11 protein-coding genes and 1 pseudogene are annotated in these 13,142 nt (G+C 64.0%); 5 read left to right on the top strand and 7 right to left on the bottom strand.

Going from position 1 to position 13,142, the window contains the following annotated elements:
- Positions 1-337: 337 nt before the first annotated feature.
- Positions 338-1,039: a response regulator transcription factor CtrA gene (gene ctrA, locus K3F49_RS36610; protein ID WP_015688285.1), complete on the top strand. Its 702-nt coding sequence runs from the start codon at positions 338-340 to the stop codon at positions 1,037-1,039.
- 89 nt (positions 1,040-1,128) lie between these two features.
- Here ctrA and K3F49_RS36605 read toward each other — a convergent pair whose 3' ends face one another.
- Both K3F49_RS36605 and K3F49_RS36600 read right to left on the bottom strand, forming a co-directional pair.
- Complete coding sequence (locus tag K3F49_RS36605; protein WP_234685722.1) at positions 1,129-2,715, bottom strand: hypothetical protein; 1,587 nt, start codon at positions 2,713-2,715, stop codon at positions 1,129-1,131.
- A gap of 74 nt (positions 2,716-2,789) precedes the next feature.
- The gene (locus K3F49_RS36600) at positions 2,790-4,607 is read right to left on the bottom strand and encodes a CHAT domain-containing tetratricopeptide repeat protein (protein WP_234685721.1); all 1,818 of its coding nucleotides are present in this window, start codon (positions 4,605-4,607) and stop codon (positions 2,790-2,792) included.
- 273 nt (positions 4,608-4,880) lie between these two features.
- Between K3F49_RS36600 and K3F49_RS36595 the strand changes: the two genes are divergently transcribed.
- The 4 genes from K3F49_RS36595 to K3F49_RS36580 all read left to right on the top strand — a co-directional run bounded on the left by K3F49_RS36595 (position 4,881) and on the right by K3F49_RS36580 (position 7,158).
- Entirely contained in the window at positions 4,881-5,285 is a 405-nt protein-coding gene (locus K3F49_RS36595; protein ID WP_234685720.1) for a DUF350 domain-containing protein, read from the top strand.
- Between the two features lies 1 nt (position 5,286).
- The gene (locus K3F49_RS36590) at positions 5,287-5,682 is read left to right on the top strand and encodes a hypothetical protein (RefSeq protein WP_234685719.1); all 396 of its coding nucleotides are present in this window, start codon (positions 5,287-5,289) and stop codon (positions 5,680-5,682) included.
- Positions 5,683-5,748: 66 nt separating this feature from the next.
- The gene (locus tag K3F49_RS36585; RefSeq protein ID WP_234685718.1) at positions 5,749-5,994 is read left to right on the top strand and encodes a hypothetical protein; all 246 of its coding nucleotides are present in this window, start codon (positions 5,749-5,751) and stop codon (positions 5,992-5,994) included.
- Between the two features lie 3 nt (positions 5,995-5,997).
- Complete coding sequence (locus K3F49_RS36580; protein WP_234685717.1) at positions 5,998-7,158, top strand: glutathionylspermidine synthase family protein; 1,161 nt, start codon at positions 5,998-6,000, stop codon at positions 7,156-7,158.
- A gap of 49 nt (positions 7,159-7,207) precedes the next feature.
- Here the strand turns inward: K3F49_RS36580 and K3F49_RS36575 are convergent, their stop codons facing one another.
- From K3F49_RS36575 to K3F49_RS36555, 5 genes and pseudogenes are all read right to left on the bottom strand, one after another.
- A complete protein-coding gene (locus K3F49_RS36575) occupies positions 7,208-8,080 on the bottom strand; it encodes a CheR family methyltransferase (RefSeq protein WP_234685716.1) in 873 nt (290 codons plus the stop codon).
- The gene (locus tag K3F49_RS36570; protein WP_234685715.1) at positions 8,077-9,273 is read right to left on the bottom strand and encodes a protein-glutamate methylesterase/protein-glutamine glutaminase; all 1,197 of its coding nucleotides are present in this window, start codon (positions 9,271-9,273) and stop codon (positions 8,077-8,079) included. Before K3F49_RS36570 ends, K3F49_RS36575 begins: the two co-directional genes overlap by 4 nt.
- Positions 9,274-9,347: 74 nt before the next feature.
- A complete protein-coding gene (locus K3F49_RS36565) occupies positions 9,348-9,713 on the bottom strand; it encodes a response regulator (protein WP_007600538.1) in 366 nt (121 codons plus the stop codon).
- 72 nt (positions 9,714-9,785) lie between these two features.
- A pseudogene (locus K3F49_RS36560) lies at positions 9,786-10,257 on the bottom strand (chemotaxis protein CheW).
- Positions 10,258-10,341: 84 nt separating this feature from the next.
- Positions 10,342-13,140: a hybrid sensor histidine kinase/response regulator gene (locus K3F49_RS36555; protein WP_234685714.1), complete on the bottom strand. Its 2,799-nt coding sequence runs from the start codon at positions 13,138-13,140 to the stop codon at positions 10,342-10,344.
- Between the last annotated feature and the right edge of the window lie 2 nt (positions 13,141-13,142).

Below are 13,142 nucleotides of genomic sequence, written 5' to 3'. Positions count from 1 at the left end.
ACGGCGCTTAACTTCGTGTTTACCCGCATCGTTAATCATTGCGTCACTGTCTTTGTGACTGAGCGTGGCCCCCCTTCAGAAGAAGGCTGAGTCGCGGGAGTCGGTTAGGCCCGTCTCTTAAAGTGGAACTTGAACGGAATCGGATAGCGAAAGCTGCTTCACGCACAAGACCTTAGGGCGATTCGAGAAAAATTGCACCGGGGGGACTTGCGTTCCAGAATCAGGATTTGTTAACCATCTGTTGTCAGGATCCGAATCAGTTGTTCAAAGGCGTTTTGTTGAGTGCCGCGAATGCGGCCGACCTGACGCCCGGGAGCGGCGACTATGGGGAACTGGCATGCGCGTTTTGCTGATTGAAGATGACAGCGCCGTCGCGCAGTCGATCGAGCTGATGCTGAAGTCTGAGAGCTTCAACGTCTACACGACCGATTTGGGGGAAGAAGGCGTCGATCTCGGTAAATTATACGATTACGACATTATCCTTCTCGACCTCAACCTGCCCGACATGTCCGGCTACGACGTGCTCAAGCAGCTTCGAGTCTCCAAGATCAAGACACCGATCCTGATCCTCTCCGGCCTCGCCGGCATCGAGGACAAGGTCAAGGGTCTCGGCGTCGGCGCCGACGACTACATGACCAAACCCTTCCATAAGGACGAGCTGGTTGCCCGCATCCACGCGATCGTGCGCCGCTCCAAGGGTCACGCCCAGTCGGTCATCCAGACCGGCGACCTCGTCGTCAACCTCGACACCAAGACGGTCGAGGTCGGTGGCCAGCGCGTGCACCTCACCGGCAAGGAATACCAGATGCTGGAGCTGCTCTCGCTCCGCAAGGGTACGACCCTCACCAAGGAAATGTTCCTCAACCACCTCTATGGCGGCATGGACGAGCCCGAGCTGAAGATCATCGACGTCTTCATCTGCAAGCTCCGCAAGAAGCTGGCCAACGCTTCCGAGGGACGCAACTTCATTGAGACCGTGTGGGGCCGCGGCTACGTGCTGCGCGAGCCGCATGAGCAGGAAGAGCGCATCCCCGCCTGATCGGTTTACGTCGCGAGCCCCCCTCGGGCCCGCTCCTCCCAGCCTGGACCCCGCCGCAAATGGCGGGGTTTTGTTTTTTGGGGGCCTCGTCAGGCGCTCGCGAGCATCGGACCTGCCGTAACCGGGCTCCTGACCGGGACGCGTGCGGCCGCCTCGCGCAGCCAGGCTATCAACGCGTAGCCGATGATGAAGCCGAACGCGAACGTCGGGACCACGAAGGACCACAAGAACGCCCAGCCGGGAACGTTGTCGACGACTTCCATCACCGGCATGGGGCTGATCAGGTGGATTGCCGTGAGCACCCACAGCATTGTGGTCATGCCGCCGCCGAAGACGAGGCCATCGCGCATCCGCCGGGTGATCCGCGACCGCCTGCTCCACGTCGAATCCTGCACCAGCAGCGCGGCCATCGCCGCGATCCCCCAAGGGAAGATCAGAATCGGCAGCTCGTGCAGGACCACGCCGAGATAGGACCTTTGCGGAAACTGGTAGAAGTCGAACAGCGCCTGAAGCGGCAGGAAGACGAACAGCGCACTCCAGAGACCGATCGTCAGGATGAATTGAACCGGCAACCGACCGAAGATGGTCTCGTTCGCGAACGCGTATTGTCGCTTGAAGTAATAGACCAGCCCAAAGTTCACGATCAGGTATAGCGGCGTCATCAGCAGCGTTCGCATCATGCCGACATATTGGTCGCCAGGCGTGTGGACGACCTTGCCGGACCCGATCAGCCACGCCAGGCACCAGACGAAGGCGAAGCCCGCCACGACCACCACGAACTTCACGATGCCGGGCGGGGACGGCTCGAGCGTGAAGCCGATCGCCCCTAACTTTTTCCTGCTGCGGCCAAGCGTCCATTCGCCGGCGAGCGCGGCGCGCGCTGCGAACAGCAGGAGATTGTTGAGCAGGGAATCCATGTCCTTGCGCAAATCTTCCAGCATGCATCCCGCCGCGGTCTGGGCGGCCAGCTGAAGCTGGCTGACCGCGCTGTGACGGGTCGAGAGCTGGTCGAGCGCCTGCCAGTCGTTCGGCTCGACCAGGCTGTCCTCCATGATCGCGCCGTAGATCTCGGCGCTGCTCTTGAGCACGCGGACCGTGCGGAAACACAGAGAGTCATAGACCGCGAGCAGCTCCGCATAGAGATCGGAATTGCGTTCGATGAAGGCATCGTGGTCCGCGGCCCAGCGCTCGAAATGGAGCATGACCGCCGAGATCTTGAGGAGGCGCGACTGGATCGCGGTCGATTGCGTGGCGCGGAAATCGTCGACCTGATAGCCGACCCTGGAGAGCTTGCGCTGAAGGCTCGGCATGTCGTCCGGACCGACCTGGAACGGTGCTGCGGCCAACGCGTCGCGCAGCGCGAACGCGCTGACGGGAATGCCGGCCAGCTCCTGGCAGAATTTCCGCCACGCCTTCGGCGCGATGGGAATGAGCCAGGCGAACATCAGGAGCCAGACCGTGGCAAGCGGCGACAGCTTGTCGGGAAGAACGGCGTAGATCACCAGAAACGGCGTGATGAAGACGGCGAGGCCGAACAAGAACAGCGGCCGCGTCGTGAACGAGCGGGTCCCCTTCAGCGTATGAAACCTGAACCAGTAGAACAGCACGACCAGAAGCGGTCCGCCGAAGGACTCGAAGATCGAATTCAAGGAGTCTACGACATGAGCAATCGGCACGATGAACTCCTATTGCTAGGGTTCGCTGTTGAAAGGCGCGCCGGACACCGCGGCATCCGGCGGTCGCGTGGGAGTCACGCAGCCTCGGCGATCATCTTGGCCTTCTGGACCAGGAGATCGATATTGTCAGGGGCCAGCGCGATCGCGCTGTCCATATCGTTCTGGGCCTTCGCCACGTCCTTGATCTGGGCGTAGGCATTGGCCCGGGAGACCAGATATTTCGGCTCGTTCTCGTTGGTCGCGATTGCCGTGCCGAAGGCCTTGATCGCCTCCTCGACATAGCCGCGCTTGTCGTCGGTGCCGGCGGCCGTCATGCTGACGATGCCCTTGATCCAGTAGAACTCAGGGTTCTTCGGCTTGAGCTTGATCGCCTCGGTGATGTCGCTGAGCGCATTCTCGTAAAGACCGACCGTCACGTTGAAATTGGCGCGGCGCACGAAATATTCGGGCTTGGCCGGATCGAGCTTCAGCATGTAGGCGAAGCTCGCGGCGGCCTTCGGGATCTGCTTCTGCTTGTGCTGAAGCGTGCCGAGATCGAAATAGACTTTTGCGAGCCGGACCGAGAGTTCGGCGTCGTTGGCCAGGAGCCCATGCAGTTCCTGTCCGCGCCTGGTGAGATCCTCCAGCGCCTCGATCGTGGTCGGCGCAATAAGCAGCGCCTCCATAAATTCGTCGCGCCGCTGCAGCAGCAGTTCCTTCGAGGGGCGCGCCGCCTCGGGCGGAGGCACGGGCGGCTGCGACGCTTCGACATCAAAGATTCGGCCGTCCTGCGAGCGCATGTAGAGGACCGGAATTCCCCACTCGACCCGGGACTTCTCCTGGATGAATTTGCGCGCGAGCGTCACGGCATCGTCGATCGGACGGTTGCCGGCGAGGGCTGCGTAAAATCCCTCCGACATCGAGATCGCGGCGCTGTCGGTGATCGGAAACTGCATCGCCACCACCGCGGGCAGCCACCCCGTCTTCATCAACCCGATCGCAGGATTGCCGAAGCGGTCGCCGACATTGATCCTGGCGCTCTCGCAGCAATTGAGCACGATCAGGCGCATGCTGCGCCGTGCACCCGTCAGCATCATCGCGAGATCGGAGGCGAATTTCTTCACCGGCTTGCCGTCCTCGTCGACCATGATGACGTAGCCTGAAGCGCCGGCGCCGGGCAAGGCTTCCTCGACGCCGCCATGCCCGATGAAGTGGAAGATGTGCCACTCGCCTTCCAGCAGCTTCTTCATCAGGTCTTTGCCGGTCCCTCCGGGGACCCACTGAAAATCGACCTTGCCCTCGTGCTGGAGCGCATCGATGCCCTTGTTGATGCGGTCGCGCTCCTTGACGACGTTGAGCTTCGGCCATTCGCTGGTCGAGGGATCGGCGATCATGCCGAGGATGCGCAAGGGTCCTTTGACGCCCATCCGGCCGACGCCGCCCGCCGTCTCGAGATAGCGCACGATGGGGCGCGTCAGGCTGACGAAGCCGGGCATGTCGTCTTCGTCGTAAAGATACTCCCAGGGCAGCCCGGCAAGGTCGGCCGCCTCGATGCGCAGCTTGATCCTCAGATCCTGCGCCGCGCCCTTGCTGCGCTCATAGATGCGCTGGATCGACGGTACGTCGGTGAAGACACTGCGGAACACCCCGCGGCCGAAATCGCGCAGCACCTGCTCGCCGCGCGTGGTTGGTCCCTGGCGATTCTTCTCGTCGATCTCGAGGACGGCGTTCTCCAGCTCGCCGCGCAGCTTGGCCAGTTCACCAGGCGCGGAGAACCAGAACTTCACCTGGCTCTTCGGCGCTTCGCCCGCCGGCGACCTGACGACGCGACCGTAATATTGCTGAGGGCCGCCACCCACGGGCAGATCGGAGCCGATCTCGAGCTCGAAATCTTCGTATTCGGCAACAGGCATTTTGAGCCTCACTCAACAAGATTTTGATCTGAACGAAGAAGCCCTCGAATGTGCGTGGTCGATCGCAACCAGGACGACCGTGAATACAATGCGCCAGACTATCACACGCAACCTCGAGACGCATTTGTGAAGCATGTCTCATGTGGAACGATATTTTGTGCAGTGCCGGGGCATACCGCGGAGCAGGCTCGTTTCTGGGGATCGAACCTGTCCGCCGGGTGCAGCGACTAAGCGATCGTGCCAGAATTCCCGGCGCCAACGTTGGACCTCCCCATGATCCTGCAATCGCTCGCCGGTCTGCCCGCCTTCCTGGTTTACTTCTGCACCGGGCTGATCGCGATAGTGGCATATCTCTTCGCTTACACGCGGATCACGCCGCACAACGAATTCCAGCTGATCCGCGACAATGATCCGGCGGCGGCGATTGCGCTCGGCCTCAGCCTGCTCGGCTTCGTGGCGCCGCTCTTCAGCGCGATCGCGCATGCGGCCAACGTGCTGGACTGCCTGATCTGGGCTGCAATCGCGCTGATCGTGCAAGTCGCAGTGTTCTACATCGTGAAAATCCCGGTGCCGAACCTGTCGGGGCGGATCGCCGCCGGCGAGCTGGCGCCCGCGATCTGGCTCGGTCTGTCCTCGCTCGCCGCCGGCCTCCTGAACGCCGCCTGCATGATCTACTGACATGGCAGCGAAGCCTCCACCTAAGGATTTCGGCAAGCGCAGGCCCGCACCCGCAGCGCCGGCCCCGCGCGAGCCGGTGAAACGCTCGGGCCATGTCGCGCTATTGGTGATGGGCACGATCGCGGTCGGCACCACGGCCTTCATGCTGATGCCGCGGCGGAACTGCGACCTCTCTCCTCCCGGATCGTCAGTCCCCGGCGCGACGGCGCCGACGCAGACGACAAACTGCAGCAGCAGCTCGTCAGGCGGCACCTCGCACTGGTCCTCGCGTTCGGGTTTCTACAGCAGCGACTCCTCAAGCCATTCCTCGTCAGGGACGTCGTCCGATTCCGGCTCCGGTGGCGTCACGCGCGGTGGCTTCGGCTCGTTTGCGCATGGCTTCTCGGGCGGCAGCTGAGGCGCGGATTTGTGAATTCAACGCCGCGCACCGGTCTGCTTAGGTGACGTGGCGGGAGGAAGCGATATGAAGCGTTCGCGAAGAGTCGTGCTCTCCTTGATGGGGACTGCCGCTGGCAGCGCGGTCTCGATGGGATTTGTGAAGCGCGAGCGCCCTTGCGGGTCCGGCCTCGAAGCCGTGCCCGGCATCGACGGCAAGCCGTATTGCCGGCCAAGCTATGGCGGCTTGGGCCGCACGCTGCATCACATGCACGGTGGCCATCCGGGTCAAGGTCATGCCGGTCATGGTCATGCCGGTCACGGCGGCGGCTGACACATGCAACGCATCATTTGTCCCGAGCGCGACGACTGGCAACAGACCGCTGAGCAATGCGGCTTTGCCTTCCACACCATCGAGGGTGAGCGTTATTGGGACGAGCGCGCCTATTATGCGTTCTCGCTCGACGAGATCGAGCGCTCGATCGAAACGCCGACCGGCGAGATCGATGCGATGTGCCTGGAACTGGCCGGTCGCGTGATCGGCGACGAACGCCATTTGCGGCGGCTCAAGATTCCGGAAGCGTTTTGGGATCTGATTGCGGACAGCTGGCAGCGCGACGACAGCAGCCTCTACGGCCGGCTCGACCTGAAGTTCGACGGCGACGGTCCGGCGAAACTGCTCGAATACAATGCGGACACGCCGACCTCGATCTTCGAGGCTGCGGTGTTTCAATGGACCTGGCTCGAGCAGGCGATCGAGCGGCGCATCATCCCTGCGCGCGCCGACCAGTTCAACTCCATTCACGAGCGGCTGATCGAGGCGTGGAAAGCGATCGGCGCGGGCGGCCATCTGCATCTCACAGGCACCACTGGCAGCGAAGAGGACGCGGGCACGCTCGCTTATCTCGAAGACACCGCGCGCCAGGCGGGCCTTGCAACCACGATGCTCGACATCGAGGAGATCGGCTGGCGCGACGAGGCCGGCGGCTTCGTCGATCTCGACGACCGCGACATGGAGCTTGCCTTCAAGCTCTACCCCTGGGAATGGATGTTCCACGACGCCTTCGGTGCCAAGCTCGCCGGCGCTCCGACGCGCTGGATCGAGCCGCCATGGAAGGCGGTACTCTCCAACAAGGGCATCCTGCCGCTGCTCTGGGAGATGTTTCCGAACCATCCCAACCTGCTGCCCGCCTTCTTCGAGGACGATCCGCGCGCAGCCGAGCTCGGCGGCTCCTACGTCCGCAAGCCGCTGTTGTCGCGCGAAGGCGCCAATGTCACGCTGGTCTCGGGTGGAATGTCGCTCGATGAGCACGCCGGCCCCTACGGGGCCGAAGGCTTCGTACGCCAGGCGCTGTCACCGCTGCCGAACTTTTCCGGTGTCTTTCCGGTGGTGGGAAGCTGGCTGGTGAACCACGAGCCCTGCGGGCTTTCGATCCGCGAGGACGAGAGCCCGATCACGGGCAACAGCTCGCGGTTTCTGCCGCACGCGATTTTGTGAGGGGTTGCTTTCTTCCTTCTCCCCTTGTGGGAGAGGGTGAAGCAGCATCTCACCTCGCCGCGGCGACCTTCAGTGGCTGCGGCATCAATCCCCCCATCGGGCGGCCGGAGCGGGCCGGATTGAGCTGGTAGAGACCGCGCCGGTCGGAGATCGGGCGGAAGGCATCGGTGATGCCGACGACGGATTCAGCAGCGCCGAGCAACAACGTGCCATCCGCTTCCAGGCCCTTCGCCATGCGCTCGAAGATCACCGCCTTGGTGTCCTGGTCGAAATAGATCAGCACGTTGCGGCAGAAGATCACGTCGAACGTGCCGAGATGCGAGAAGTCCTGCAACAGATTGAGCTGGCGGAACTGCACCATCGCGCGAACGTCGGCATTGAGCTGCCAGACTTCATTGGACTGGGTGAAGTATTTCATCAGGAACTGGATCGGCAGACCGCGCTGCACCTCGAACTGGCTGTAGACGCCGGCCTTGGATTTCTCCAGCACCTCCTGCGACAGATCGGTGGCGACGATCTCGATGCGCCAGCCCGCGAGCGCGGCGCCCATCTCCTTCAAGCACATCGCGATCGAATAGGGCTCCTGCCCCGTCGACGAAGCCGCCGACCAGATGCGCAGCGATTTGCGCGCGGCACGCGCCTGGATCAAGCCTGGCATGATACTGTCGCGCAGATGATCGAATGGAATCTTGTCGCGAAAGAAGAAGGTCTCGTTCGTGGTCATGGCTTCGACCACGTCGGTCGCAAGCCGGCCATCGCCGTTCCTGATCTTGAGCACGAGATCGGGAATGCCGGGCAGGCTCGCCCTGCGGGCCAGCGGCAGCAGCCGGCTCTCGACCAGATACTGCTTGTCGGGCGAGAGATCGAGACCGGAGCGCTCTTTCAGGAACTTGCGCAGATACTCATAGTCCGTCGGCGTCACGAGCGGTCTCCCGCGAACAGACGGTTGACCTTCGCGCCGATCTGGTTGAGCGGCAGGATCGCCGCGCAGATGCCGGCATGGGCAGCCGCACCGGGCATGCCCCATACCACGCTGGAAGCTTCGTCCTGCGCGATCACGCTGCCGCCGGCAGCGGCGATGTCCTTGCCGCCGCGCATGCCGTCCGAGCCCATGCCCGTCAGGATCACGGAGAGGATGTGGCCGTGCCAGATATCGATGGCGGAGGTGAAGAGCGGATCGACAGCCGGCTTGCAGAAATTGACGGCGGGGCCATCGTCGAGCGCGATCACGACGTCCGCGCCGCTGCGCGCGACGCGCATGTGCTTGGCACCGGGCGCGAGGTAGATGCGCCCAGCCTTCACCGGCTCGCCATCGATCGCCTCGGCAGCCGGCTTGCGGCTCGAACGCGCCAGATGCTCGGCGAGAATGGTGGTGAAGGTCGGCGGCATGTGCTGCGTGATCAGCACCGGGACGCGGTCGATCACCGGGCCGAGCTCGGTGACGAGCGCCATCAGCGCCTGCGGACCGCCGGTCGATGAGCCGATCAGCAGCACCTTCGGCGCCTGGGTCGAGAACGGACGCGTGGTGAGCGCGCCTGACGACAGCGCATGCAAGGCCGGCGCGGGCGCGGCGGGCCGCGCGACAACCGGCGCGCGTGCAGCCAGGGCGGCGGGGCTCGCGGGCGCAAGCGGCGGGCTCGCAACGGCGGGCTTCCGGCGCAGCCGTGCACCGAGATGACGGATCTTCTGGATCAGGTCGTGATGGAAGATGTCCGCGGCGGATATCTCACGCGTCGATTCCGGCTTCGGAATGTAATCGGCGGCGCCGAGCGACAGCGCCTTGAAGCTGATCTCCGCGTTGCGACGGGTCAGCGTGGAGGCCATGATGATGACGAGATCGCGCTTCTTCGCGAGCAGTTGCGGCAACGCCGAGATGCCGTCGAGCTCGGGCATTTCGATGTCGAGCACGGCGACATCGGGATTGATGCGTTCGATCTGGTTGACCGCCTCGAGCCCGGTGCGCAGCGAGGCTGCGACCTCCATGTCGTGCTCGGCTCCGATCCAGCGCGAGATCAGACCGCGGATGACGACGGAGTCGTCGACGACCATCACCCGCAGCGGCCCGGCTTCACGCGACAAGCCCGTGGTCGAATTACCTGCGAACGCAACACTCATTACTCACCAACTCAGACTGAAACGGTTTAGTTGAAAACAAACGCCGAAGAAGCCGTTCAGCCTCCGATGTTCGCCTAGATCAAGCCGACTTCCTGGAACTTCGCCGTCACGATGTCCTTGTCGAAGGGCTTCATGATGTACTCGTTGGCGCCGGCGTGCAGCGCGCGCGCGATGTGCGCCACGTCGTTCTCGGTGGTGCAGAACACCACCTTGGGCTGGTCGCCGCCGGGCATGCGGCGCAGATGGCCGAGGAACTCGTAGCCATCCATCACCGGCATGTTCCAGTCGAGCAGCACGGCGTCGGGCAACCCGCGCTTGCAGGCCTCGAGCGCCTTCTCACCGTCCTCGGCTTCGAGAATCTGGAAATCGAGGCCTTCCAGGATCCGGCGCGCAACCTTGCGGATGACGCTGGAATCATCAACAACGAGACACGTTCGCATGTGAACCTCTGCTTCTGATCCCCTGTATGGGGACACTTCCAATTGCAGGTACGTCGGCAGAATGCCGCCGTATCAGGCCGCCATCATCTCGGGCGCGAGCTCGAGGACGCGATCGACGTCGAGGACGACCATGAGCTGGCCGTCGAGACGGTGGACACCGCCGGCGAGCTTGGCCATGCGGGGGTCGAGGTTGACGGGGTTTTCTTCCTTGCCGNTCCTCGGACAGGCGCAGCACTTCGCCGATCTGGTCGATCAGCAGGCCATAGGATTCACCGCGCATGTCGACGCCGACCGCCATCGGGGTCTTGCCGTCCTCGGGCTTGGGCAGGCCGAGGCGGGCGCGCATGTCGACCACGGTGACGATGCGGCCGCGCAGGTTCAGCACGCCCGCGATCTCGCGCGAGGACAAGGGAACGCGGGTGACGCGCTCGGGCATGAACACGTCCTGGACGCGGGAGATCGGCAGGCCGAACAGCTGGCCGCCGATCATCGCGGTGACGTACTCGATCATGGCGCCTTCGCCGGTCTGGGTCTTCTTGGTCATTGATGTGTCTCCTGATCCCGAACGCTGTTGTGTTTGAGCATGATCTCTCCGGAAAACCGCTTCACACTTTTCCGGATCATGCTCTTACGCCGCTGCCCGGCTCAGATCGGAGGCGCCGGCGGCAGCCGCGGTCTGTTCCTTCAGCGCCGCGATCAGACCGGGACGGTCGAACTTGGCGACATAGTCGTGGAAGCCGGCCTGACGGCCGCGCTCGATCGCGGCCGGCGACACCAGCGCGGAGAGGCCGATGATCGGCATCGCGCCGAGATTGCTGTCGGAGCGGATAACTTCCGCGAACTCGAACCCGTTCATGTCGGGCATCTCGATGTCGGTCAGGACCACGTCGAAGCTCTGTGCACGCAGCGCCGCCAGGCCCTCCTGCGCCGTCGGCGCGGTGCGGACGCGGTAGCCGGCGGCCTTGAGCACGGGCGCCAGCATGTTGCGGAAGAACGCGCTGTCGTCGACCAGCAGCACCGCCTGCGAGTGCATCGACGGCTTCATCTCCTTGCGGGTGAACCAGTCGGCGAACGCCATCGGCAGGAAGTGGCCGACGTCGATCACCTCGGTGGCCTGGCCCTTGATCACGGCCGAGCCCAGGATGCCGGAGGCGGAGCCGCCGACCTCGATGTTGAGCCGTTCCTCGACGATGTCGATGATCTCGTCGACGACGAGGCCCATGGAGCGGCCGTCATCGGCGAACACCAGGATCGGTTGCGCGCCCTGGCTGGCGATGGTGACGCCGTCCATGGCCACCAGCGGCATCAGCTGCTCGCGGTACTGCACCATGTAGCGGCCGTTGGAGAACTCGATCTTGTCGGCCGGGAGCTCTTCGAGGCGGGTGACGAGCCCGAGCGGGACCGCCTTGGGCTGGGACGAGCCGGCGCGGAACACCAGCAGCGACGTGGTCTGCTCGCCGCTTCCGATGTGGAGCGCGCCATTGTCGTCGGCCATGTCATGGGCCGAGGAGCCGGCGGCACCGAGCGCCTTGGCAATGCCGTTGGGGTCGATAATCATGATGACCGCGCCATCGCCCAGGATCGTGTTGCCCGAGAACATGTCGATGTGACGAAGCTTCGTCGACATCGGCTTGACCACGATTTCTTCGGTGTGGAACACGCCGTCGACGACGATGCCGAAGGTCTGGCTGCCGACCTGCGTCACCACGATGAAGCCGTTCTCGGGATCGGAGGCCGCGCCGTCGTCGATCTTGAGCAGCTTCTTCAGATGGATCAGCGGCAGCAGCTTGTTGCGCAGGCGGAGGACCGCGGTGTCCTTGATGCGCTCGATGCGGTGCTCGCTGTTGGCCCGGGCACGGACCAGCTCGACCACCGAGAGCTGCGGGATGGCAAAGCGGTCACCGGCGGCTTCGACGATCAGCGCGGAGACGATGGCGAGCGTCAGCGGGATCTTGATGGTGACGGAGGAGCCCTCACCGGCCACCGACTTGATGTCGATGGTGCCACCGATCTGGTCGATATTGGTGCGGACCACGTCCATGCCGACGCCACGGCCGGAGACCGAGGTGATGGCGGCCGCGGTGGAGAAGCCCGGCGCGAAGATGAACTTGTGGATCTGGGCTTCCGACATCTTCTCGAGCTCGGCCTCGGTGACGAGACCTGAGGAGATCGCCTTGGCCTTGATCCTCTCGGTGTTGAGACCGCGGCCGTTGTCGGCGATGCAGATGATGATGTGACCGCCTTCATGATAGGCGGAGAGCCGGATGGTGCCCTGCTCGCCCTTGCCGGAGGCGAGGCGCTCGGCGGGGGTCTCCAGGCCATGGTCGGCGGAGTTGCGCACCATGTGGGTGAGCGGGTCCTTGATCAGATCGAGCACCTGGCGGTCGAGCTCGGTGTCGGCGCCGTGCATCTCCAGATCGATCTGCTTGCCGAGTTCGCTCGACAGATCGCGGACGATGCGGGGCAGCTTCTGCCAGGCATTGCCGATCGGCTGCATGCGCGTCTTCATGACGCCTTCCTGCAGCTCGGCGGTGACGTTGGAGAGACGCTGCAACGGCACCTTGAACTCGGTGTCCTCGTTGCGGCGGGAGATCTCCAGCAGCTGGTTGCGGGTCAGCACCAGCTCGGAGACCATGGTCATCAGATGCTCGAGCGTATCCACGTTGACGCGGATCGACTGGTTGGCGACGCGGTCGCCATCACCGCCGGTCTCTTCTGCCGCCGACTTCTTCGGCGCGGCCTTCTCCTTGGGCGCCTTCTCCTTGGCGGCGGGCGCGGGCGCTTCAGCAACCGGCGCGGGCGCGGCCTGCGCAACGGGCGCCGGGGCCGGCGCTTCGATCGCGGTCTCGCGGAAGGCGCGCTCGAGATCGTCCAGCGAGACTTCGCCGGGACGCAAGGGGCGCTCCAGCGTCTGGTCGATCAGCGTGCCCGTGGACATCTCCTTGGCAAGCGCGGGCGCAGCGGCCACAGGGGCTTCCGGCACCAGCGGCGGGGCTTCGGCAACGGGGGCGGCGGCCGGCATCGGCTGCGCCGACGCTGACATGGCCGCCATGCCCTGCTCGACCATCGCTTCCAGCTTGTCGATGAGATCGCGGTCGTTGCCTTCCGGCTCGGCTTCGGTCGTCTCGAGGCCTGCGAGGATCTCCTTGATGCGGTCGATCGAGGACAGGATCAGCGTCACGGCCTGGCCGGTCACCGGCATGCCGTCGCGGAATTTGCTCATCAGCGTCTCGCCGGCATGCGCCAGCGCTTCGAGCCGCGGCAGTCCGAGGAAGCCGCACGTACCCTTGATGGTGTGGACCAGGCGGAAGATGTTATCCAGGATCTTGGCGTTGTTCGGCTCCTGCTCGAACTTCACCAGCTGATTGTCGACGGTGTCCAGGCTCTCGCTGGTCTCCGTCAGAAACTCCCGCAACAGATCATCCATGA

Origin of the sequence: Bradyrhizobium monzae, assembly GCF_021458635.1 — a bacterium.
GTDB lineage: Bacteria > Pseudomonadota > Alphaproteobacteria > Rhizobiales > Xanthobacteraceae > Bradyrhizobium.
Note: the sequence above shows the minus strand (reverse complement) of the source record. Positions and strands in the feature narration are given on the sequence as shown.